General features: G+C 51.3%; 15 protein-coding genes. 9 read left to right on the forward strand and 6 right to left on the reverse strand.

Annotated elements, in window-relative coordinates; all coding sequences use genetic code 11:
* The first annotated feature begins 16 nt into the window (after positions 1–16).
* Both B1748_RS01530 and B1748_RS01535 read left to right on the forward strand, forming a co-directional pair.
* Positions 17–2,896: an ABC transporter permease gene (locus B1748_RS01530; protein WP_256975467.1), complete on the forward strand. Its 2,880-nt coding sequence runs from the start codon at positions 17–19 to the stop codon at positions 2,894–2,896.
* 3 nt (positions 2,897–2,899) lie between these two features.
* Positions 2,900–3,793 (forward strand): ABC transporter ATP-binding protein, encoded by an 894-nt coding sequence (locus B1748_RS01535; RefSeq protein ID WP_087566095.1) that lies wholly within the window; start codon positions 2,900–2,902, stop codon positions 3,791–3,793.
* Positions 3,794–3,798: 5 nt separating this feature from the next.
* On the opposite strand, the gene B1748_RS01540 is transcribed toward B1748_RS01535, so the two are convergent.
* The gene (locus B1748_RS01540; RefSeq protein ID WP_087566096.1) at positions 3,799–4,614 is read right to left on the reverse strand and encodes an AraC family transcriptional regulator; all 816 of its coding nucleotides are present in this window, start codon (positions 4,612–4,614) and stop codon (positions 3,799–3,801) included.
* Between the two features lie 118 nt (positions 4,615–4,732).
* On the opposite strand from B1748_RS01540, the gene B1748_RS01545 reads away from it, so the two are divergent.
* Entirely contained in the window at positions 4,733–6,979 is a 2,247-nt protein-coding gene (locus tag B1748_RS01545) for an FAD-dependent oxidoreductase (protein ID WP_087566097.1), read from the forward strand.
* 136 nt (positions 6,980–7,115) lie between these two features.
* Here B1748_RS01545 and B1748_RS01550 read toward each other — a convergent pair whose 3' ends face one another.
* Positions 7,116–8,111: an aldose 1-epimerase gene (locus B1748_RS01550; RefSeq protein ID WP_087566098.1), complete on the reverse strand. Its 996-nt coding sequence runs from the start codon at positions 8,109–8,111 to the stop codon at positions 7,116–7,118.
* Positions 8,112–8,269: 158 nt separating this feature from the next.
* Entirely contained in the window at positions 8,270–8,611 is a 342-nt protein-coding gene (locus B1748_RS01555) for a hypothetical protein (protein ID WP_087566099.1), read from the reverse strand.
* A 176-nt stretch (positions 8,612–8,787) separates the two neighbouring features.
* Between B1748_RS01555 and B1748_RS01560 the strand changes: the two genes are divergently transcribed.
* From B1748_RS01560 to B1748_RS01580, 5 genes are all read left to right on the forward strand, one after another.
* Positions 8,788–9,879 (forward strand): lactonase family protein, encoded by a 1,092-nt coding sequence (locus tag B1748_RS01560; RefSeq protein ID WP_179215313.1) that lies wholly within the window; start codon positions 8,788–8,790, stop codon positions 9,877–9,879.
* A gap of 62 nt (positions 9,880–9,941) precedes the next feature.
* Complete coding sequence (locus tag B1748_RS01565) at positions 9,942–11,165, forward strand: MFS transporter (protein ID WP_087566101.1); 1,224 nt, start codon at positions 9,942–9,944, stop codon at positions 11,163–11,165.
* Between the two features lie 196 nt (positions 11,166–11,361).
* A complete protein-coding gene (locus tag B1748_RS01570) occupies positions 11,362–12,330 on the forward strand; it encodes an S-layer homology domain-containing protein (RefSeq protein WP_179215314.1) in 969 nt (322 codons plus the stop codon).
* A gap of 15 nt (positions 12,331–12,345) precedes the next feature.
* The gene (locus B1748_RS36670) at positions 12,346–13,629 is read left to right on the forward strand and encodes an S-layer homology domain-containing protein (RefSeq protein WP_087566103.1); all 1,284 of its coding nucleotides are present in this window, start codon (positions 12,346–12,348) and stop codon (positions 13,627–13,629) included.
* A 14-nt stretch (positions 13,630–13,643) separates the two neighbouring features.
* Positions 13,644–19,322, forward strand: coding sequence for an Athe_2463 domain-containing protein (locus B1748_RS01580; protein WP_143810215.1), 5,679 nt, complete (start codon positions 13,644–13,646; stop codon positions 19,320–19,322).
* On the opposite strand, the gene B1748_RS01585 is transcribed toward B1748_RS01580, so the two are convergent.
* From B1748_RS01585 to B1748_RS01595, 3 genes are all read right to left on the reverse strand, one after another.
* Positions 19,315–20,427 carry a sensor histidine kinase gene (locus B1748_RS01585; protein ID WP_087566105.1) on the reverse strand — a complete coding sequence of 371 codons (1,113 nt, stop codon included), beginning with the start codon at positions 20,425–20,427 and terminating at the stop codon, positions 19,315–19,317. The two genes, B1748_RS01580 and B1748_RS01585, sit on opposite strands and share 8 nt — an antisense overlap.
* On the reverse strand, positions 20,424–21,104 hold the full coding sequence (locus B1748_RS01590; RefSeq protein ID WP_087566106.1) for a response regulator transcription factor: 681 nt from the start codon (positions 21,102–21,104) through the stop codon (positions 20,424–20,426). Before B1748_RS01590 ends, B1748_RS01585 begins: the two co-directional genes overlap by 4 nt.
* A gap of 97 nt (positions 21,105–21,201) precedes the next feature.
* Entirely contained in the window at positions 21,202–22,323 is a 1,122-nt protein-coding gene (locus B1748_RS01595; RefSeq protein WP_256975475.1) for an ROK family transcriptional regulator, read from the reverse strand.
* Positions 22,324–22,523: 200 nt separating this feature from the next.
* Here B1748_RS01595 and xylA point away from each other — a divergent pair, with 200 nt between their 5' ends.
* A complete protein-coding gene (gene xylA / locus B1748_RS01600; protein WP_087566108.1) occupies positions 22,524–23,837 on the forward strand; it encodes a xylose isomerase in 1,314 nt (437 codons plus the stop codon).
* Positions 23,838–23,849: the final 12 nt, after the last annotated feature.

Below are 23,849 nucleotides of genomic sequence, written 5' to 3' on the forward strand. Positions count from 1 at the left end.
CCTTGGTGACTTGTCTATGGCATTATTCGTCATGATTATACGCAAGATGGTGCAGAACAAGTGGCTGCTCGGCAGCCTGTTCATGGGCATCCTGATCTCCGTGGCGCTCGTCAGCAGCATGCCGATCTACTCCGAGGCTGTACTGTCCCGCATGTTGGTCAAGGATCTGGAACAATTGCAGACCAACTCGGGACAGTACCCGGGTACGCACTACTCCAATGTAATGGTTACGAAGGAGACGCCGGAGCAGATTAACAATAGGTACGATAGAATCGACGATTACGTGCGCACGACGGGCGCAAGCTCGTTCGGGCTGCCCGTGCGGGAGCTTGTGGCAAGTTTCCAATCCATGTCGCTCCGCATGAAACGAGCGGATGATCCCAATCCCCTCTCCGATGACAACCAGCAATGGGTGACCATCAAGTCATACGAGGGGCTGGAGGAGCATGTGACGCTTAAGGACGGGAGACTGCCCTCGAAGGTGCCGGTCGACGGTGTCTACGAGGTGCTTCTGACAGAAAACGGACTTAGCCACTACAAGACAGTGCTGGACAAAGTATTCGTCATCGAGGACAAGAAAGCGGCTGCCAACATTAAGTTAAAGCCGGTTGGCGTTATACGGAAGACGGAGGATGACGATCCTTACTTCCGCTACGGTAATCTGAGCGACATGAACAGCGCCTTTCTCATGCCGTTCGAGACGGGGGAGCGCCTGCTGCTGCGCGAGGGACAATTGCCTTTAAGCGCGGCTGGATGGTATGTCGTCATGGACTATACGAAGATGGAGCTGCAGACGGTTGAGCCGTTTGTAACGGCGCACGAATCCATGAAAGCCGAGATCATGAAGAGCTTCGCGTTGTACCAGATGGGCTCGGAGACTCGTGCGCTAAATACGATCAGCGTTTATCTAGAGAGAGCGGAGCAGCTGCGTACGCTGATGTGGGCGCTGAACGTGCCGATTCTGCTCATGCTGGCTTTTTATATGTTCATGGTTTCCAATCTGATCGCCGGAAGGCAGAAAAACGAGATTGCCGTACTCCGCAGCCGCGGCGCCTCGAGATGGCAAGTGATCGGTGCTTATTTGACCGAGGGGCTGCTGTTATGCGGCGTGGCATTCGGTCTTGGACCGCTGCTAGGCGCGGTGTTAACGGAAATGTTGGGCGCTTCGAACGGTTTTCTGGCCTTCGTGCAGAGGGTTGGTCTGCCCGTTCGGATTACGGAGGAGGCATATCGGTTTGCCGCGATCGCAGCCGCCGCCTGTCTCGTCATCGTCATCATTCCGATCGTGCTCGCGACGCGAGTCAGCATCGTCAATCATAAGCAGCAATCCGCAAGGCTGACGGGCAGCCCGCTATGGCACAAAATGTTTCTGGACGTCATTACGTTGGGACTGGCGATCTATGGCTTGTACACTTTCCGCAAGCGGCAGGCGGATCTGCAGGCGCTGGGGCTGAGCGCGAAGGATCTGGCGATCGACCCGCTGCAATTTATCGTGCCGGCGCTGTTCATTATGGGGGCTGGATTGCTTCTGCTAAGGCTGTATCCTTGGATTCTTAGGGGGATCTACTGGATCGGCAAGAAGTGGTGGCCGCCGTCGTTATACGCGACGCTCATCCAGGTCGGACGCTCCAGCAGCCAGTATCAATTCCTTATGATTTTCCTGATTATGACGATTGCAACTGGGGTATTCAGCGCTTCCGCGGCCCGGACGATCAACTCCAATACGGAAGACCGGATACGTTACGGCAACGGCGCCGACATGGTGCTGAGCGTCAATTGGGTAAACGATGCGCCCCCGCCGGAAGGCCCTGGCGGGCCACCGGGCGGCGTCCCCGCAACGCCGCCGGCCCAGATCCATTACTTGGAGCCGGCGTTCGAGCCGTTCCGCGAGCTCCCCGGCGTGGAGCATGCGGCCAAGGTATTTACGAAGAAGAATGCGGGCTTTTACGCCAACGAGGTGTCCGGCACGGCAACGCTTATCGGCATCGATACCGACGAATTCGGAATGACGACCTGGTTCCGCGACGGCTTGCTGGATTATACGCTAAATGATTATTTGAATCTGATCGCGCCGGATACGAGCTCCGTCCTGATCTCCCGAACGCTTGCCGAGCAGAAAGAAATCCAGCCCGGCGACACGATCTGGATTGGCTGGCAGGAGGTTTCCCAGCAGCCCTTTAAGGTATACGGCGTCATTGATTATTTCCCGACATTTAATCCCAACCCGCCGCTAGGTTCCGTCAACGTCAGCGACAAGGCAGCCGACAACGCTCCTATGCTGATCGTTGGGCATCTGCCGCGCATCCAGGTGCAGCTGGCGTTGGAGCCATACGATGTGTGGCTCAAGCTTGGCGAAGATGTATCGACATCGGAGGTTTATGAGGGAATCGGGGAGGGCGGACTGTCGGTCTCCCGTATTGTCAATACGCGAGAAGATTTGGTCCAGGCCAAAAACGATCCATTCCTGCTCGCGCTAAACGGCGTGCTTACGCTTGGTTTCGTCCTGGCGATTCTGGTCAGTTTCGTCGGCTTCCTGCTCTATTGGGTATTGTCGCTGCGGGGCCGAACGTTGCAAAACGGCATTTTGCGAGCTATCGGTTTGTCGGTCCGGAATCTGATTGCCATGTTGGCTGTAGAGCAGCTGCTCACATCGGGTATGGCCGTGCTTCTCGGCGTTATCGTGGGCAATCTGACGAGCAAGCTGTATGTGCCTAACTTCCAGATCGCTTTCAATCCCAGCAGTCTGGTACCGCCGTTCATGGTCAAGTTCGAAACCGCGGACTATATCCGCATCTATATTCTCGTAGGACTCATGCTGCTGATCGGGCTGGGCATTCTCGCGTATATGCTGTCGCGCTTGCGCGTGCATCAAGCGCTTAAGCTAGGGGAGGACTAGTCGATGATCCATTGCGAAGGACTTGTAAAAATATACAAAACAGCCGATCTCGAGGTGTTCGCTCTGCAAGGTCTCGATCTCCACATCGAATCGGGGGAGCTGATGGCCATCATCGGCAACAGCGGAAGCGGCAAGTCGACGCTGCTTAATATGCTGGGCGGACTCGATCGGCCAACGGCGGGCAAGCTGACCGTCGACGGCAAGGATATGCTCAAGTTCACCGAACGCGATCTTGTGCGCTACAAGCGGGAAAGCGTCGGCTTCGTCTGGCAAAATAATGCCCGCAACCTCATTCCGTATCTCACCGCGCTCGAAAATGTAGAGCTCCCTATCCTGTTGACGGGACGGCGCAGACGGTGGAGAGCGAAGGAACTGCTCGAGGCCGTAGGACTGAGCCATCGCGAGAACAACAAGCTGTATCAGCTATCAGGAGGGGAGCAGCAGCGGGTCGCTATTGCCATCGCTCTGGCGAATCATCCCAAGCTGCTTCTGGCCGACGAGCCGACCGGCTCCGTCGACTCCAAGATGTCGAATCAGATTTTAGACCTGTTCCGCGAGCTTAATCGTTCCATCGGCATTACGATCGTTATCGTCACGCATGATCCAGATCTGGCGAAGAAAGTGGACCGCGTCGCGGCGATACGCGATGGCAAGATTTCTTCGGAGATGCTGCGCAAGCGCTCCTACGTCGAAGAACTGGCGGCGCTGGAGCTGGAGCAAGCGGCCGAAGAGGAGTCGCATGTGGAATATGCGATACTGGACAAAGCCGGCAGGCTTCAGGTGCCGGCTGGTTACCTGGAATCCATCGGCGTAAAAAACACCAACAAAGTTCGCGTAGAATTAAGCGAAGGGCGCATCATGCTTTTGCCTCCCGAAGGCGAAGAAGAGGAGAACTAAAAAACCTACAACAAAATCGGCCTGGCCTTCAGCGACTCCTTCCGGTATTCGGAAGGGGTTGTCTGCGTTTGTTTCCGGAATATCCGGCTCAAGTAGAAGCCGTTTTCGTAGCCGCAACGCTCGGCGATGGCGTCGAGCGTCAGATTCGTCTCGGCGAGCAGCTTCTTCGCGATTCGCATCCGGATATCGGTTGCGAATTGAAGCGGGTTGAGACCGTACGCAGCGCGAAAGCGGCGCGTGAATTGAACGGGCGTCAATCCGAGCTCGGAGGCCAGCTCCTTTAATGCGAAAGGGCTGTTCGCCTGCTCCCTGATTCGCTCCGACGCCCGGCTCATGAGCGGGTCGGCGGTTTGCCGCATAAGCCCGGTCGACGTTTCGTGGACGGAGGCGTACAGATGCAGCCAGAGCTCATTTATCCAATGTTGCCTTAGCGTCTGGGCATAGGCGGGATGGATGGCATGGATGCCGGCTCGAAGCTGGTTCAGCGTATCCTTGAGGCGCGGCGTTTCTTCCGGACGATAACGGCCCGACGGCAAAGGAGGCTCAGATTGCACATCGTACGAAGGCACTAACGCGAATGTAATAAAGTGAAAGTCGAGCGTTGTCAGCGCTTCGCGTTGAAAAGGCGTGTTCGGAGCACACAGAATCCAGTCACCTCCGGAAGCTACGCCGCTTGATTCGCCTACAAGATAACGGAAGGAGCCATGTTCGACAAGAAACAGCGCCCAGTCCTCGTACGTATCGACGTCCAGAAGAAATTGGCTTTTGGATTTCCAGAAGGTATGCCCGCTTAGCGCCGGCATGCGGAATGAGGATGTCAAGGCATGATCCTCCTATCTTGAAATTTTGGATATTCATTATGAAATAAAATCTATTTTATACGTGTCGATGTTAGTATAACATGAAATTAAGGATACGAAGAAATGGAGGGTGCAAGAGATGAGAACAGAAACGAAAACGTATGACATAACGGTAGTCGGCGGGGGGCTTGCCGGAATATGCGCGGCGATCGCGGCAGCCAGGCTGGGGCAGAGAGTAGCGCTCGTACAAAATAGACCGGTGCTTGGTGGCAATTCCAGCAGCGAGGTGCGCGTATGGGTATGCGGCGCCACGGGACATGGCGTCAACCGTTATGCCCGCGAGAGCGGGATTATGGGCGAATTGTTCGTGGAGAATCAGTATCGTAATCCGGAAGGCAATCCTTATCTTTGGGACGCGCTGCTTCTGGAGAAGGTGAAAGCGGAACCAACGCTTGACTTGTATTTGAACACGGATGTTCATGAGGTTGACGCCGAGGCGATTTCGGGCGGCGGGGAAAATCGGATCATTAAGTCCGTTACCGGCTGGATGGCGGGATCCGAACGTCGCATCACGTTCATAAGCCCTATGTTCCTGGATTGTACGGGCGACGGCTTGCTTGGCTTCCTGGCGGGCGCGGCGTTCCGTATCGGACGAGAGGCGCATGCGGAATTCGGCGAAGCATGGGCGCCGGAGCAAGGGGACACTATTACGCTGGGCAGCACGATCCTTTTCTACACGAAGGATACGGGACGACCGGTTCGGTATTTGGCCCCGTCTTTTGCCAAAGACATTACTCAAACTTCCATTCCGCTAAAGCGCGTCATTCGCAGCGGCGATTCCGGATGCCATTACTGGTGGATCGAGTGGGGCGGAGAGAAGGACACGGTCCACGACAACGAAGAGATCCGGGACGAGCTGTGGGCGGTTATTTACGGTATCTGGGATTACATTAAAAATTCGGGCAAGTTCGAAGCCGAGACGCTTACGCTGGAATGGGTCGGGGCATTGCCGGGCAAACGGGAGTACCGACGTTTCGAGGGCGATTACATTTTGAACCAGAACGACGTGGTCGCGCAGCTTCCGTTCGAGGACAGAGTGGCGTTCGGCGGCTGGTCGATCGACTTGCATCCGCCCCAAGGCATGTACGCGGAGAGCAAAGGGTCGAAACACTTCCATATGGACGGCATCTACCATATTCCGTTCCGCTCGCTCTACTCGCGCAACGTGACGAACATGATGATGGCGGGCCGGAACATCAGCGCGTCCCATATCGCGTTCGGCACGACGCGGGTCATGGCGACCTGCGCCGTCATCGGCGAAGCGGCGGGTACGGGCGCGGCGCTGGCCGCAAGTCAAGGCGTAGCGCCGCGAGAGCTTGCCTGGAGCGCGGTGCAGCAGCAATTATTGAAGCAGGATGCCTCCATCATTGGTCTTCGCAACGAGGATTCCCTTGATCGTGCCCGCAATGCCGCCGTTCGAGCTTCCGACACTTTGCGGCGAATCGCTGTGGAGCGTCCGTCGACGGCGTATCCGCTCCAGTCTCAGGTCGGCATGTTGTTCCCGGTCGAGCCGGCGCTGGAAGGGTTCTCGCTGCTGCTGGACGCATCCGCGAACACAAGCTTGACGGTGGAGCTGTGGGGAACGGGGCGCCTCGAGAACTATATTCCCGCCGAGCGGATCGATGTTATAGAAGTGGCGCTAGAAGCAGGAGAGGCTCGGTGGGTGGACATCCCGTTGTCATGGCGACCGTCGCAGCCGGAAAATGCGTTTGTCATTGTCCGCGAGAACGAATTCGTAAGTCTGCGATTATCCGAGGAGCCTTTATTCGGAGTGCTGGGCTTCGAATATAGGCAGCAAGCGATGAAGGATTTCGATACGGACGAGAAGCTGCAGCCGATCGTCGAATGGCGGATGGGCGGCATCGTCAGACAGCCTTTCTGCATAAGGGTGCACGCCGAAACCACTGCTTACGGGGCGGAGAAGGCGACGGACGGCTACGTCAGACCGTACGGCGGACCGCATCTTTGGTCGTCGGACGTCATCACGGACGGCCGTCAGCCATGGCTGGAGCTGAGCTGGTCGGAGCCGGTCGGCGCTGTCGAGGTGCATCTCACCTTTAACGACGATGTGAACGAGGATCTGATCAATCTGCATCACCATACGACGCCGTTCGAGACCATGCCGGAGCTCGTCAAGGACTATCGCATCGAAGCTTGGGTTGACGGCGACTGGCAAGTGCTGCATAGGGAGACCGACAACCGCCGCCGCAAGCGCGTCCACGTCTTGCCTGAGACGGTTGCAACGGATAAGCTGAGGGTCGTGGCGGAGTCGACCAACGGCTGTCCGTATGCCCAGATCGTCGAAATCCGCGTATACGAAGGATGACGTTTCTGAAGCAATAGCACGCAAATAGGACCGAACCCTCGGCTGAGGGTCGGTCCTTATTTGCATTGCAGCTCGCGTTAGCGTTCCATAAAGCTCCAGGAAGGCATCGCGGCAGAGCGCCTCCTGACTTGGCTGCTTAGCGCAAGTAAAGACGGCTCGTGGATTCCCAGATGGCGCCTGGCGCAAGCGTTACGAGACCGATCTCTTCCGCCGGCAGATTAACGTTGGGCGCATTCACGAGGTTAAGCTGCGGCTCTGGGCAGAAGAAGCCCGGCGTCGCTTTGTTGTTCCAGATCATCCATTGCTTGTAGGCCGAGCTGACGTCATATACCAGCGTAACGCCGGCGCGATTGTCCGTAAGCTCCATTTTGTTGCGTCCGTCGCGTGTAGCGCTTGTGTAATGGTTGTCCATCGGCTGCCAGAACGGAGAGATGCCGGTTGTCTGCATCGCGACTTCTTCCTCGAGAAGCTTTTGATGACCGCCGGTGGGCAGCATACGCTCATTTAGCTCCCAACGTTTGCCTGTCGTCATCGTAAAGGTATAGTCATCAGACGTGCTGCCTGGCACGAACGGCGCGTTAAGCGTCGTATGGAATGCAATCATCGAAGGCATCGCTTCTTCGCCGTTGTTGATCACCATAACATGCTGAAGCAAGCCGTTGTCGCTCAGCGAATAACGCAGGCGAAGGGTGAAGCGATGCGGCAGGAATTGATAAATGGCGTGCGATTCGTCAACCGTAATGCTGCACTGTACATAACTTTCGGTACCGTTTACGCCGAAGTCATCGACATTCCAAGCGGCATCATGCAGGAAGCCGTGCAGATGATTGCCCGTGTTCTCTTCGTTCACCGGGAACGTATAGGTGCGGCCGTTACATGTGAAAGTACCATCCTCATAACGGTTCGGAGGAAATAAAACCGGGATGCCATGCACGATAGGGCGGGCACGGAATTCATTCATTTCTTCAAGCGAAGGTTCTCTAAGTATGTTATATCCTTTGGCCGTGTCGCGGAAAGCGATCAAATTAGCGCCTACCTTCGGCAGCACCGCCGCCTCGTAGGAACCCCACTTCAGCCAGATGGCGCTTTCATCATGGAATTGTCCTTCGTATGTTTGTCCTTGCTTCGTCATTGCCTATTATCCTCCTTGAATTCAATTACGCGGTTTTGGGGTAATTATATAAGTGCACTTCTCTAGCATACCAGCGCCGGACGAAGCAAACAACCGCCCACTTCCAAGTTGGAAGGGAGCGGTTGATTGTCCATGCCGATGCTGCATGGAATTGTGGATTAATTATGCGAGAACTGCCGGTAAACCTGCTCGATTGCATATTGCTTGCGACGGTTTACATGAAGCTTTTTGCAGTCGGTATGCTGCGATCCGAAAAATACCGTTCCGTCCGCTACGGATCTAATCTTGCTCAGATTAATGAAACAATCCGAACTGATCTGAAAATAGTTCTTTTCTTTCATTAAGCTGCGAACTTCTTCTACAGACATACTCTTCTTTTTATTGTAGTTTCTGCCATGGAAGCTTACGAGACCTTGACTGCCCAACTTAAAGTACAGGACATCCGACTCTTGATCAAAATTCTCGTATACGTTCCTCTCGCTAAGCGCCACACTCATCATCCCAAATCCCCCTTATAAGAATTGAACTCATGAAATGTTAGCGCTTACATCATATCATATCTCTCAATAAAAGTGAAGAGGTATTGACAAAAAAAGTGTTTGTTCTGGAAGTGACATTTGTGCTATGTTCACTTTAGTTGTTAATGAATCGATGTAACCGGGGAAGGGATGACGAAATGAGTTCAAAAGAATACGTACGGGATAACGGAATACTGTACGTAGGTTCCTACGGAGAGAGACATGAGCCTACTATTCATGTATGCCGATTGGATCCGTCGAACGGAAGGCTGATGATTCTTCAGAAGATGGATAGCTTCGACAATGCTTCCTTCCTCGCGATTCATCCCAATGGGACGAAGCTGTACGCCGTTCAGGAGGTTGCAGAGGCAGGCGGAGTCGGAGGTGGCGTCGTGGCGGCAATTGCGATTGATCCCTCTACGGGTTTGCTGGGCAGCGTAACTAGCAGCGCGTCCACGGGCGGCGAGCATCCTTGTTATGTAAGCGTCGATGCGGGCGGAACGGCGGTTTTCGCGGCCAATTATACCGGCGGCAATATTGCGGCGTTGCAGTTGAATGATGCAGGCGACATCGGCAAGCTTAGCTCGCTGATGCAGCACGTTTGCGAGCCGGGACCCGTCGCGGATCGCCAGGAGAAGCCGCATGCGCATTGTATCGCTCCTATGCCTGGGACGAACTATGTGTGCGCCGTTGATCTTGGCATGGATGCCATTATAACTTATGCCTATCGAGAATCGGACGGGACGCTGAGCAAGCGCTATGAGTGCAAGCTGACAGGCGGTTACGGACCTCGCCACATCGTCTTCCATCCCATCCTCCCCGTCGGTTATGTGACGAACGAGCTGGCGTCGAGCGTAACCTTGATGCATATCGACAAAGAAAACGGAACGCTGGCGCAAGGCGCGACCTATTCTTCTATTCCAGCTGATTACGACGGATATAACGATTCGGCGGATCTTCATTTGTCGCCGGATGGCAAGTTTCTATACAGCTCCAACCGCGGCCATCAAAGTATTGCCGTTTTTCGCGTGGATGAGACGAGCGGAGAGCTGACAAATATACAGCATATCGGCGGTGGAGGAGAGCAGCCGCGGAATTTCGGCATTACGCCGGACGGAGCCTATGTGCTGGTCGCCAATCAGAGGAGCGGAACCATTGTCGTATTCCGTAGGGATCCGGTGAGCGGAAAGCTTGCCCCAGCTGGGCAGCAGTTGGAGCTTCCATCTCCCGTGTGCATTCGCTTCGCTTAATCAACACAACACAACAACCATCTATCAAGAAAGGCAGGTCCTGTTCCTTGTCATCAAGATCTATGGGAGCCGACGGAACCGCAAGCGCGGTAAAGAAGGCGACCATCTACACCATGTTGTTCGCGATCAGCTCCATCCATCTGCTTAACGATGCGATGCAGACGGTCGTTGTTGCGCTGTTCCCTATCTTCGAGGATACTTTGAAGCTCTCTTACGGCCAAATCGGGTGGATTGCCTTCACGTTAAATATGACCTCCTCCATCATGCAGCCGGTCGTTGGCATCTTCTCGGATAAACGCCCGACGCCATGGATGCTGCCTGCAGGGATGTTATGCAGCATGGCAGGCATGGCGGGGCTAGCAATCGCGCCGAATTATGCGTTGCTGTTGCTCTCTGTCGTCTTTGTCGGCATCGGTTCCGCCGTCTTCCATCCCGAGGGCTCGCGCGTCGTGCATCTTGCGGCAGGCAATCGCCGGGGCTTCTCTCAGTCGATTTTCCAGGTCGGCGGCAACTTCGGACAATCGCTAGGTCCCATCATGACGGCGGCGATCTTTGTACCGCTTGGCCAGCGTGGTGCCGCTTGGGGCATGCTACTTGCGGCGGTAGCCATTGCTATATGCTTTAAGGTAGTGCCGTGGTATACAGCACGGCTGGTGGAGCATGGCGGGAGGGTGCCGAAGAAAAAAGCAGCATCCGCTGATACAGCAGGAGCGGGAGCGGGTACGGGAAGCAAAGTCATCGCTATAGCCTTATCCATTCTCCTGCTTGTCGTATTCGCTAGATCTTGGTATGCGGCCGCAATCGGCAATTTTTATCAATTTTATGCAAGGGACGAATACGGCCTGACGATTCAAGCTGCACAAATTCCGTTGTTCCTGTTCATGATCTTCGGCGTGCTTGGCACGTTTACGGGCGGATTGATGGCGGATCGGATCGGCCGCAAAAAAATGATGCTCATCTCTATTCTCGGAGCCGCTCCGTTTGCGTTGCTGCTGCCTCATTTAGCTTTGTTCTGGGTTTATCCGATCATGGCAATTATGGGTTTCATTCTGCAATCCGGCTTCTCCGTCAGCGTCGTATATGCTCAGGAGCTTATGCCGGGCAGAGTCGGCATGGCATCCGGCATGATTACCGGACTTGCCTTCGGTATGGGGGCGTTGGGCTCGGTTGTGCTCGGCAATGTGGCCGATGCTCAAGGAATGGCGTTTGTGATGACGCTCGCAAGCTTCCTGCCTGTCATCGGACTGCTGGCCATTATGCTGCCTAAGGACCGCAGAGAAGTATAAACGCGGCAATAGCAAATTTACTTCGAGGAAATGATTGACAAAAGCTGAGCCAATGACGTACCATCGAAGTAGATATTCGTCGAAATAGAGAGAACTTTTACAGGAAGCGAAGCACGCTTTCTCCTTGAAAACTCAGGGAGAGGCGTGCTTTTTTGTCGTGATGCAAGAAAAAACAATTGGCAAGGAGTGTAAAAACATGTTAAAACATAGACGTATTGTATATTTTGGGTTGGCTACACTGCTGCTCGGTGCCTGTGTAGGCATGAGTAACGGTATCAGGAAGGCATCTGCCGAAGTTGCCGAGACCGTCCAAATCGTGAAGGAATACGAAATGACCAATAAAGTCGACTATGTCGAATTCATGATCGAAGGCAGTCAAGGCGAATTTGTGGTGACGGTTCAACTGCCGGACGGTCATCGCGTGGGCAACCTGAAGGGGAAGAGGACGACATTAGACAGCCAGGAAAACTGGCGCGTTATCTGGGGAATGGAAAAGGCGGCGTCGGGCATATATACCTTTACGATTACAGCCCCGCAAAGCGGCTATTACAATTTGTCCGTGGATATTCCCCTGTTTCGGGATATGGCGGGGCATTGGGGCCGTGAGGAAGTATCCGATTATGTACGCAGAGGAATTGTAAGTGGTTATGGAGACGGCACGTTTCGACCTGATTCAGCCGTGACGGGCGAAGAGTTGGCGAAATTGCTCGTCATGACGCTTACCGATGAACAACCGAATGGGAAGCGGCAATGGAGACGTGAATTTCGTTGGAGAATGACAAACGAAGAGAGAGCAAGCCTATTAGGGCAGCAGGAGTATGATCTTGCCGCAGCTCATGGTGTTGTATGGTCCAAGCCTTATGTAGCGGCGATTGATGATCTTGGCGTACGTATGCCTGGCAGCTTAAAGGAGCCGATGTCAAGGCAAGATGTAGCGTTGATGATTGCGGGCGTTATGAGGCTTATAGATGATAAACGTCCCAAAGAGTATACCTACAAAGACACGTCATCATTATCGCGTGAGTCGCAGGATGCGATATCGCTGGCGAGTCATTTTGCGATATTTGGCGGCTATCCAGATGGGACGTTCCAGCCAGCAAGAGCAGTAACCCGCGCAGAAGCGGTAAAGGTGTTATCGCGATTAGAATCTTATTTGACCAGTTGAGAGGGGAAGCAAGGAATGCAGCGTATGAAATGGATGTTAACGATTAGTTTGGTATTTTCACTGACGTTTGGGGGAACAGGAGCAGCTAACGCAACGCAGGAAGGCGCCGCCGAGAGTGCTGCCGGGGTTGCTGCACTTCCTTTTTCGGATATAGCTGGGCATTGGGCGAAGGATGCTATATTGCAAGCTTATCAAGCTGGATTTGTTGAGGGATTCGAGGACGGGACGTTCCGGCCGAACGATATTGTAAAGGCCGACCAGTTTATCGTAATGATTTTGCGCGCTCATAGCGTGACGAAAAATGGAAAGACGGAGTTTGATCCAAGCTGGCTAGCCTCATTAGAAAAAGAACATCCAGGTTTCTACCACAAAATCAAGAATGCATCGACTACATCCATGTTTAATTTTAAGAATGCTTCTTCTGGGTATTGGGCCACTCCGTATGTGAATTTCATGTTCGATATAAATGCGCTACTTGAAACTGATCTTGTGTTTCCTAAAAACTACAATTTATTTCAAAAACAAATGAAACGTGAAGCATCTTCTTATCTCATAGGCGCATGGTTCGTTAAAGCAGAGGAGAAGTATGATTCTTTATACGAAAATTACGTTTTAAGCCAAAGCGGATTAAAGGATATCGAGAACTTCTCTCCGTACACAGGGTGGTATAGGGCTACGGTGCTTATTTCAGGTTTAATGAATGGTTATCCCAATAGACACTTTTATCCTCAACGCTATGTTACAAGAGCAGAGGCGCTGACAATGGTGCTGAGATTAAGGGATAAGACATTAAGAAAACCATTCCAACCAAACTTAATTGGATTACACTATTCAACGAATAAAGGCAAAATATATTTGTATGACAGCAAGTATGCACTAGATATGTATACCAAGATGGTTGAATTAGCAAAAAAAAATGTCTCTAAAGGTTATGTTAATCTTTTAGAGGGAAATGTTATTGAAGTATTTTCAACCAAGGATGCGTTTGATAAATATGTTTATTTCACCGAAACGGGCCAGTTCCACTTTCGCCCTGAAGACGAGCTCGTAGCGTTTGTCTACAGAGATGGTTCTCGAAAACTTGGATTCAGCTATCCAGTAACTTCAACGTTCAAAACGAGTAACGATTACTTGAATGCATTATACGAGTTGCTTGCTGGAAACGAAAAAGGTACGGATCTTCGTAAAAAGATAGAAGAGTACATTATCGAGACAGCACAAAAAGACTTTAGTTTTAACGGGAAAAACATATCATATCGAGAAATCGCAAAACGCATTGAGATCACGATAAAATACTAGCGTTCGGAGGGATTATGTTGCGTAGCATTCGAAGATTTGTATTTTTAACCATGGTGATACTTTGCTTCACCTCTTTGTTTAATTTTACAGGTTGGACGATTGATACGACCTTTGCCGCAGACACCGAGCCACCTGAAACTATTAACGGATACACGAATCGCTGTGGGTATAATCCGCTCGCTACTGTTGACGGCTATCTTCCTGAAGGCGTACCTCCTTGTAGTGCAAATGGTTTTAAATTTAATTCGAAGTATTATTATCAAACAGCATGGCCCGAAGGCAGCTTAACACCTTTAGCAGGTCAAAGGAGACTTGAAGTCTATGGTGACGTCAAATCTGTGAAGAGTATTCAAGAATTTAAAAAGGGATGGCAAAAAGCCGGTCCAGATACAATTGATTATACGAATGGTCACTTTTTGGGTACTGATCCAAAGACAGGGAAAACAGTACGAGGAGAGTATAGGTACTTAGGGTATACACGTGATGGCAATGCATTCTCAAACATTCATTTTATTGTAGATTCCGATTCCGGAAATATTCTTGCTTCAAAGCACTGGGTCTATCGACCTTGGGCTCAGTTGCCTGTTGACTACAAGTATAAACCAGGATCACCTGGGGAGATATATGGAGATGTGGCGGATAACGTCACCATCCAAAGGTTCGACTACCTTGTTCCTATACTTGACAAAGCATTGGGTTTTAAAATTACACAAGGTGTTAAATATGCGGATAGATATAGAGTCTTAAATTCTCAAGAACCTGATAACACCGACCCCCGAAACTACATGTCCATCGACCAAGAGCCCTCAGCAAGAGCAGGCGGGTTCGGGAATATGTATCATTATAGCTGGGAATCGCACTCCACGTGGTATCATACATACGCTTTGCCCAAACTTGCACCTGAACAAAAAAAGCAAACACCAGCACTTTGTACGGCACAGCCAGTGAGCAAAGATCCCATACCGATCGGCAAAAGCAAAATCGTTAAAGTAGAAATGATAGTAACCGGCACGCTTCAAGATGACATGTATTTTGGAGGTCGTGCTACTGAAGCGGAGTATTATACCCGCAAGGACATTGATTACTGGCGACTGGACATGAAAGATCCAAATGCAAGTACATATATTCAGAAAGCTTCAAACAATTACAGCGATGGGGTTGTGTTGAAGAGCAATCAATCAAGTGCGACCTTCACGATTGAAGTAGATACTTCGAAGCTCGATAAAACCAGCGATGACGTTTGGTTGTACAAATCCCACGCAGGAGCCTTCATCGTCTACACGAACCATACATACAATACACCGTCTACCGCAGGACAATATTGCAATTTTCAAATTGAATTCGAACCCACGGAAAAACAGCCAATGCTCAGCGATTTTGGCGTTATCCCTGAGATTCAATTTGATCGAAAATCCCAATTCACTAGCCTAATGGTAGGTTATGAGGATTTTTCTTATGGATCTGATGCAGATTACTACGAGTTCGAAATTATAAATAAAGATGATGGAACAACAGTATCTCGTAAATACGATCCAGCAATACCCGAAGTAAAAGCTCCAAAAGCAGGGCATTTGGATCAAAAGGCTGTCGAACAATGGCTCTACAACTTTATGGCATCGAAATTCGCCGCAGATATGGTAACGGAGCCTGTAAAAAAAACGTTTGAAATCAAACAAAAGATTGTAGATAAGGATGCCGCCGTCAATCAATCATCTGAAAGGATTCGTACTGTTGTCATTACACAAGTACCCTATGTGTACAGTTGTGAGCAGGAAGCTTGGCCGGCACCGCCGCAGTTTATTACGCCAGAAGCGGACTGGCCGCTTGATTGGTATGATGTAGTTCCCTTTCCCGTGACAGATGGCGAACCGGATATAATTCCCCATCGAGGCTGCGAAGATCCTGCAGGTTATGATGAGTTTACAAAACGCGTGTTTATCGATGGTTCCGAGATCAACGCAACTGCCTTTTACCGAGGGGATTATATTTTCGGAGAAAACAAGCTTGGAATACGCGAGGTTAAGACAACTTTTACAGCACCGGACGGAAGCGAATCTTTTAAGATTCAACATGTGGTTGTTCATAAGTCGAAACCAAACGTTGCTATTAAACTCGAAGGACTTTATAAGCAAAACAGAACAATGATCGCGTTTGACCAGTCAAAAGCAAGTAACGATCAATGGGTGGAACAGAACGCGCCTCTTGAAATCACATCGTTTAGTTTCGTCAAACCAAATGATCTCAATTTAAAATGCCGAGTAGGCTTTTGTGAATCCAACACATCGGAAAAACAATATATGTATAAGGAAACGGGCAGCTATCAAATCAGCATAGCAGCAAAAAGGGTCATTCCGTATGGCAATGGAAAATCCATTACTCGTTATTCTGATCCGTATGTGGTCGACTATGAAATACTTCCCGACCATGAACCAGCAGTAATAGCTCATGCTTACGAATCCCAAATTAGCCGTCTGGATCAACTCAAGCTCTTTTATGATGCCGTTAGCACGGATGGCGACTTTATTTCGGAGAAACGATTAGAGGTCCACTACGATTCAAACAACGATGGTACCATGGACGAAATCGTCTTCCAGTCCAACGGTGATCTTTCGGAACTTCCCGTATTCGAGAAGCTTGGTCAGTATAAAATCGTTGCTTATGCGAAAGAAAGTACAAACCAAGACCGGCTAATGGAGTTTATTACGCCTGGTGACAACAAAACGAAAACAATAGAATCGTATTTCTTTGTCGACAATTATTCTCCTTCAAGCGACTTATACTTGGATATTCCAACGCAAAAGCCCGATATGGACATTTACTTCATGTTGGATTCCAACTTAAAGCAATCATCGACAGATTATATTCGAGGAAACGGTGTCACACTCACAAATGCCTTCACCCAAGCGAACATGTTAGCGAATCTAAGCATTTGGGATATGAAGACCTATACAGATACTATATCAGCTAGTACAAGCAATGGTACCGGCACTTCTTACCCCAGCAGCACTTATTACTATTCATCAAATGGTTATTCAGGCACGTTGTCGCTATACAGCACATCCAACAGTCCTTATACGCGAGATGAGGGTAAATTCGTCAAAGTGACGGACTCCAAAACCGGTACAGGAACATGTTCGAGTTCAGTAACGACTTACTATGATTCTAAAGGAAATTACAAAGATTCAAGCTCATGGAATAATTGCGGATCTTCACAGTATTATAGCGACGGTAAATACTCTGGTACCATTGGCCGATCCGGCGAGTCGCCAAATGGTCCAAGCTGCGGACCAACGGGCACTCCAAATGGATCATGTTCACGTGGTTGGACAGCCTACTATAGCGGGACGGTTTATTGGACACATGATGTGTGGGAACCCAGAGAAGTATCGTACGATAGCTATACTGGCTTCTATAGTGGGAGCATATCCAAGGCTATTCGACAATGGTACGATAATTCATTTATGAGGTCCGTGCCAGCCAAATATGTGATCTACATCTCTGACAACCAGGCATCGCAGCTCTCGGATTTGCAAAATGTGATTAACAAAAACGAAGCGAAACTCATCATCGTGGGTTCGAATGTTTTCCGATCGCAGATATCGCATGACCATTTTATCTCTAATACGGGAGCGATAGAAGATGTTGTAGCTTCCGTCATCAGTTACATAGCTGAAAGCAATCCTGCCGTACCTAAAGTTCTAAAGCTGGTCGGAGATGAAATCGAAACGAGAACGGCGACATTCGACTATGAGTCCGACTCTATACCGACGGTTAGCGACCAGCTTCAAATCATACAGGATCCTCAATATTATGACAACAGCATGGGCTTTGAATCCATTAACGGAAAGCAGCTCATCGCCGTCAAAAACAATAACAATTGGTTTCCGTACCAGTCCAAGGTTACGTTAAGCAGACCCGGCAAATATCAGTTCATTCGGCGCGTAAAGGATAGACCGACGACCGATCCGAATTTCAGCGAATACGGCTATTTTTCCAACGAATCCGTCGTTGAAGTGATCGTGCATCGCAAGCCCATCCCAGATGTCATCCTGGATTTCGACTACGTGTCCGCATCGAATATGTACAAGACGACATGGATCGATGCCAGTTACGATCTGGATCATAATATAACGCGAGCGGCGACGGATCGGGGCATTCAAGCGCGATCGATCAAGCTTACGAAGCAAGGAAGCGGCGAAGTATGGACGCGAATTCCTTCCGAGCTGTCTTCGGGGACTTACATCTTGGACTATAGAGTTCAGGATATCGAAGGAGTATGGTCGGATCCGATTGTGCGGACCTATGTACTGCCAGAGACGGTTCCCGTTCAGCTGAAGTCTAACCTGCGGACGCAAGATGAAAATTTTTCGCTGAATAACGTTCCTGCAAGCGAGAAGCTTGTAGCTCACGAACTATGGACCAGATTCCCATATTCCGTCGCCCTCTCTCTTTCTATGGGAGGTTATATTAATAAGTCCGTTCCGTATTATACGGGAAGCAGGAGCGGCAACGATATTGCCTGGAATGATGAGACGCTCGTTATTCCGAATACGACGCCGGATGGTTTGTACAGCTTCAAGATACGGGCTAACGGCTCCGTGGCAGGTTCTTATGCGGAGAATACGTATAACGTCCGCGTTAGCACTCCTATTAATCTTAACGGCAGTATCGATTCGATTAATGGCTTAAGCCGCAATCTGCTTACCTTAACCGTTGGAGAATCGTATAGGCTCGCGGCTTCCACCACCAAATATCCGGATTCCGCAGTGAACGGCAACGCGACGACGGTTACAGCTTTCAAAGGCACGCCATACCAACGGACGATTACATTAACCTCGACGACGAACTCCACGACGGGAATCGGAAGCAAGAGCTGGAGCAATCAATTGACGATAGCGGCGATACCTGACGGCTCCTATACGTTCGAATGGACCGCCAGAACGCCGAATGGCAATGTGCAGACGGTTGCGAAGACTGTCGTCGTAATGAATAACCGTCCGCCGACGCCGGGGTTTAGTTGGTGGCCGAATCCGGTCTACGAGGGAGATACGGTGACATTCCGCAGTTTGGCGAGCGATCCGGATCGTGATCCGATTACAGTGGCCTATGAATTGACGAGCCCAACCGGCGTTCGTCAAAACTATAGCTATAATTTGACCTATCCTTATTCGACTGCCGCTCCGGTTAGGCGGATGACTGAAACTGGAGCATGGAAGATGCGGCAGACCGTGACGGATGGGCGTTCAGCACTTGTTATGCTTAATCAGACTATTCAAGTGCTTCCTCTGACGCTGTCAGGGAACATAGGACATACGGATGCATGGAATGAGCGAAGGCAGGCTTATAACTTGAAGGAAAGCGGGAACCCGGAGTCGCCTCGAGGATACAATGTGTTCTGGGCAGGCGAGAGACTGATGCTGCAGGCGGCTACGACAGCGACCCCGACCGCAACGAAAGCGATCAGGGTGGAGGCGACGTTCGGCAATCGGAAGACAACTCTGAGTGCAGTAGGATCAACGAGCAGCATTTGGAAAGGGGAGATGTGGGACGATGCGATGGAGGAGCTCCCGGACGGTCCCGCAACGATTATATTCGTCGCCTATTATAGCAATGGCACGACCAAGACAACCAACGTCTCCGTTATTTTCGAAGGGAATATATCCGATACGGTTGGCGTTCATCGGGTCAAGTAACGGATTTAGCTGGCAATAACGGCTGCAGCGGAAGCGTGACATCGAGAGTCGTTCCCTCACCGGGGACGCTCTCCACTCGAATCGACCCTTGATGGAGCTCAACGATTCGCTTGACGATCGATAAGCCGAGCCCGTTGCCTTCTATGGTTCGTGTGCGTTGCTTGTCCCCCTTGTAAAATCGTTCGAAAATGCGGGCCTGATCCTCGCGCGGTATGCCGATTCCCGTATCGCTGATCCGTACGGTAATCTCTCCTTCGTTCTTTACCGATTGGATGGTGATCCGTCCATGGGGAGGCGTAAATTTGATAGCGTTATGCAGCAGGTTCAGCCAAACCTGGCTAAGCAACTCCGCATTCCCGTGCATGATAACTTCCGCCAGCTCGAGCTCGATGTCCTGCTCTTTCTCCAGCCATTGAGGTTCGCTTGCCAGGACGATATCCGTTAGTTGCTTGTCGAGACTAAACGGCGCCATGTCCCATTGGATATGGTCCGACTCGAGCGAAGTCAGCTTCATTAAGTTGTCGCTCAGCCCGGAGAGACGAATCGTCTCCTTTTCGATGATGGACAAATAATGTTGTTGTTCTTCGCGCGTCAGCCCGTCTTGTTGCAGCATGCTTGCAAATCCGCGAATAGAGGTGAGCGGCGATTGAATCTCATGCGACACGTTGGATATAAACTGCTGCCTGAGCTGCTCCACCTGCTTCAGCTCCTGCGTCATCTCGTTAATGGAGTCGACGAACTCTCCAAGCTGGGAGTGATTGCGGAATTTGCCTTCCTGGTCGACGATGACGCTAAAGTCTCCTTTGGCGATTTTGCGAAAAGCGATAAGCATCTCGTTCCAGACAATCATCTGCTTCGGGCGCGTAATAAAGTTAATAAGCAGCGCCGTGATGACGAACAAGAGAACGCCGAGCCCCCATACTGCCAAATGAACGTAATAATCGTTCCAGCGTAGTCCTCGGTAATCATAGAACCACATGAACAGGAAGTAAGCGCTCGTGTAGACGGCGGCGCAGAACAAGATGACTGAGATGATTGCAATTGCGCCCTTCCAAATGAAGAGGCCAAGCGACGGTCTGCGATTCTCCTTGTCCGTTCTTCTCATCCCGTCGCCTCCGTCTCCAGCCGGTAGCCGAGTCCGCGAATCGTACGGATCTTGATCGAGGCATTCCAGTCGGCGAATCGTTCGCGCAGGCGGTTAACATGCACGTCAAGCGTACGTTCGTTGCCATCGAAGTCGTAGCCCCATACCGATTCGATCAAAGAACCCCGCGACAGCGTTCTGCCGGTATGGCTCATAAGCATGAACAAGAGCTCGAATTCCTTGGGCGGTATGTTATGGGGTTCGCCATTCACCTTCAACTGATAGGTTCCGCGATCCATCATTATCCCGCCAGCGGCTATCTGCTGAGAGGCGGCAATACGATATCTCTTAAGCAAAGCTCTTACCCGCACGGCTAATTCGGCCGGGTCGAAAGGTTTCACGAGATAATCGTCCGCTCCGATATGGAAGCCGCGGAGCTTGTCGTTCAGCTCACCCTTGGCCGTAAGCATAAGGATTGGAAGGTCATGATCCATGCGCAAGCGGCGGCATAACTCCCAACCGTCCATATTCGGCATCATCAGATCGATGATGGCCATATCGGCGGGCGAAGCTTCCATCAGCGCCATAGCCTCTGCTCCATCACTTGTTTCGTTGACCGAATACCCTTCCTTTTCCAGGATGAGCCTTACAAGCTCGCGGATATGAGGGTCATCGTCAGCGATCAGGATGTATCCCATGTCATGCACCTCCAAACAGAGAACTTTCTCCCTGTTATAGTTGGTCTTAATGTTAGAAGAATACATCCTTCATGTAAACGGAATATAAACGAAGGGACTATGTGCTTTTCACTTTGGCAAAAAAATCGCTGATGGCATAATAAGCAGCGCCTCTGACGGCGGACTGCTCCTGCAATTCCGCGAATAATATACTTAGCTGCGCCCGATGGTAGGGAAGCGCCCGGGCCTCGACGGCTTCGCGCATAGCAGGGCCGATCCATGTCGCGGCGCTGCTCATGCGATTGCCGACGATGACAACATCGGGATTAAACACGTTAACGATGTTGGCGATGCCGACACCCAGATAGTACCCGATGTCGCTAAACAATTGCCGTACTCGCTCATCCCCTTGCTCCGCGGCTTTGAGCAGTTGCCCGAGGCTTGCGTATCCAAGCGAGGAAGCCTGTTCGAGCAAGGCGTTCTCGGAGGCGTACAGCTCCCAACAACCTTGATTGCCGCAACTGCAAGGCTTGCCATCATACTGAATGGATAGATGGCCAAGCTCGCCGGAGAAGCCGGAAGCGCCTTTAAACAATTCTTTGTTTAAAATGATGCCGGTGCCGATCCCGATTCCGACGCTCACGTAAATTTGATTGCGAATCCCGCGACCGGCTCCATAGGTTTGCTCGCCTTGCGCGCCTGCGTTCGCTTCGTTGTCGATCGTGACGGAGAGGCTATAACGGCTCTCCAGCATCCCTTTTAAGGCAACCTGCTTCAGCTTCATGTTCGGAGCGAACAGGATGACGCCTTGATCGTCCACGATGCCCGGCACGCCGACGCCGATACCTACGATTCCATAGGGGCTATCCGGAGCTTGCTTTATAAGGCCGTCGATGCAGCCGGTCAACTGCTCCAGCGGCAATTCCTGATTGGCTCGTCCAAGCTCGATATGAGTATCGGCAATGACGCCTCCCGCCAGATCGGTCAGAATGCCTCTAATATAGTTGACGCCGAGATCAATGCCCACCGCATAGCCAGCTTTCTCGTTAAATAAAAGCATGACGGGTTTGCGTCCGCCGCTGGACTCCCCAGGTCCGATCTCGTAGACAAGATGGGCATCGATCAAATCCAGTACGAGGCTGGATACGGTAGCCTTGTTTAGGCCAGTCCGCTCCGATATGCCTGCACGCGATAGCGGCGCATGCTTAAGGACGGCATCGAGCACGATAGAAGTGTTCATTTTTTTGATGAGGGCAAGGTCGCCCGTGGGTTTCGTTGGCACGCGTAACGTTCTCCTGTCTATGATTATCCGTAGTCGATGATTCTTGTACGGAAAGTATACCATAAAACTTAGTTTGTTTAATAGACAAACAAAGTGTGTTTGTGTTATTCTGCATGTAGAAGGAAAACGCATTCATCCCAAAGGAGGAGTTATTACTTATGAGTTACTTCAAAAACATTCCGGCAATCGCATTCGAAGGGAAAGGCTCCGACAATCCGCTTGCATTTAAACATTATGATCCGTCCCAGGTCGTGCTTGGCAAAACGATGGAAGAACATCTTCGTTACGCGGTTGCTTATTGGCACACGTTCAACGCTAACGGCACGGATCCGTTCGGTTCCGGCACGATGGTGCGCGGCTGGGATCAATTCGACGGTCTGGATCGTTCCAAAGCCCGCGTAGAAGCGAACTTCGAATTCATGGAGAAGCTGAACATTCCTTACTACTGCTTCCATGATATCGACATCGCTCCGGAAGGCGCTACGCTGCAAGAAACGAACAAAAACCTCGATGTCATCGTGGCGTTGCTGAAGGAAGCTATGAACGCTTCCGGCAAAAAGCTGTTATGGAACACGGTTAACATGTTCACGAATCCTCGCTTTGTTCATGGCGCAGGCACGACTTGCAACGCGGACGTATACGCATATGCAGGCGCGCAATTGAAGAAAGGCCTGGAAGTCGGCAAGGAGCTCGGTGCGGAGAACTACGTATTCTGGGGAGGCCGCGAAGGCTACGAAACGCTGCTGAACACGGACATGGGCTTCGAGCTTGATAACCTCGCCCGCCTTTACCATATGGCGATCGATTATGCGAACGAGATCGGATTCGACGCGCAATTCCTGATCGAGCCGAAGCCGAAGGAGCCGACGAAACACCAATACGACTTCGACGCGGCAACGACAATCTCGTTCTTGCAGAAGTACGGTCTGCAAGACAAGTTCAAGTTGAACCTGGAAGCGAATCACGCTACGCTTGCCGGCCACACGTTCGAACATGAGATCCGCACGGCGGCTATCAACGGCATGCTGGGATCGCTTGACGCAAACCAAGGCGACCTGCTGCTGGGCTGGGATACGGACGAATTCCCTACGGATCTGTACTCCACGACGCTGACGATGTACGAAGTGCTGAAAGCCGGCGGCCTGGGCCGCGGCGGCGTTAACTTTGACGCCAAAGTGCGTCGCGGCTCTTTTGAAGACCAGGATCTTTTCCTTGCGCATATCGCGGGCATGGACAGCTTCGCTTGGGGACTGAAAGCAGCTGCCAAGCTGATCGAGAACCGCACGCTGGACAGCATCGTAGATCACCGTTACCGCAGCTTCAAAGAAGGCATTGGCGCCGACATTGTAGCCGGCCGCGCCACGTTGAAGTCGCTTGAGCAATATGCGCTGCAAAACAATCCGATCGTAAACAAGTCCGGCCGTCAAGAGCGTATTCGTCTTATGTTAAGCGAAGTTATTTTTAGCGTATAAACGGGAGGCTCT

This window comes from Paenibacillus sp. MY03 (genome assembly GCF_002165585.1).
Taxonomy (GTDB): Bacteria; Bacillota; Bacilli; order Paenibacillales; family Paenibacillaceae; genus Pristimantibacillus; species Pristimantibacillus agaridevorans.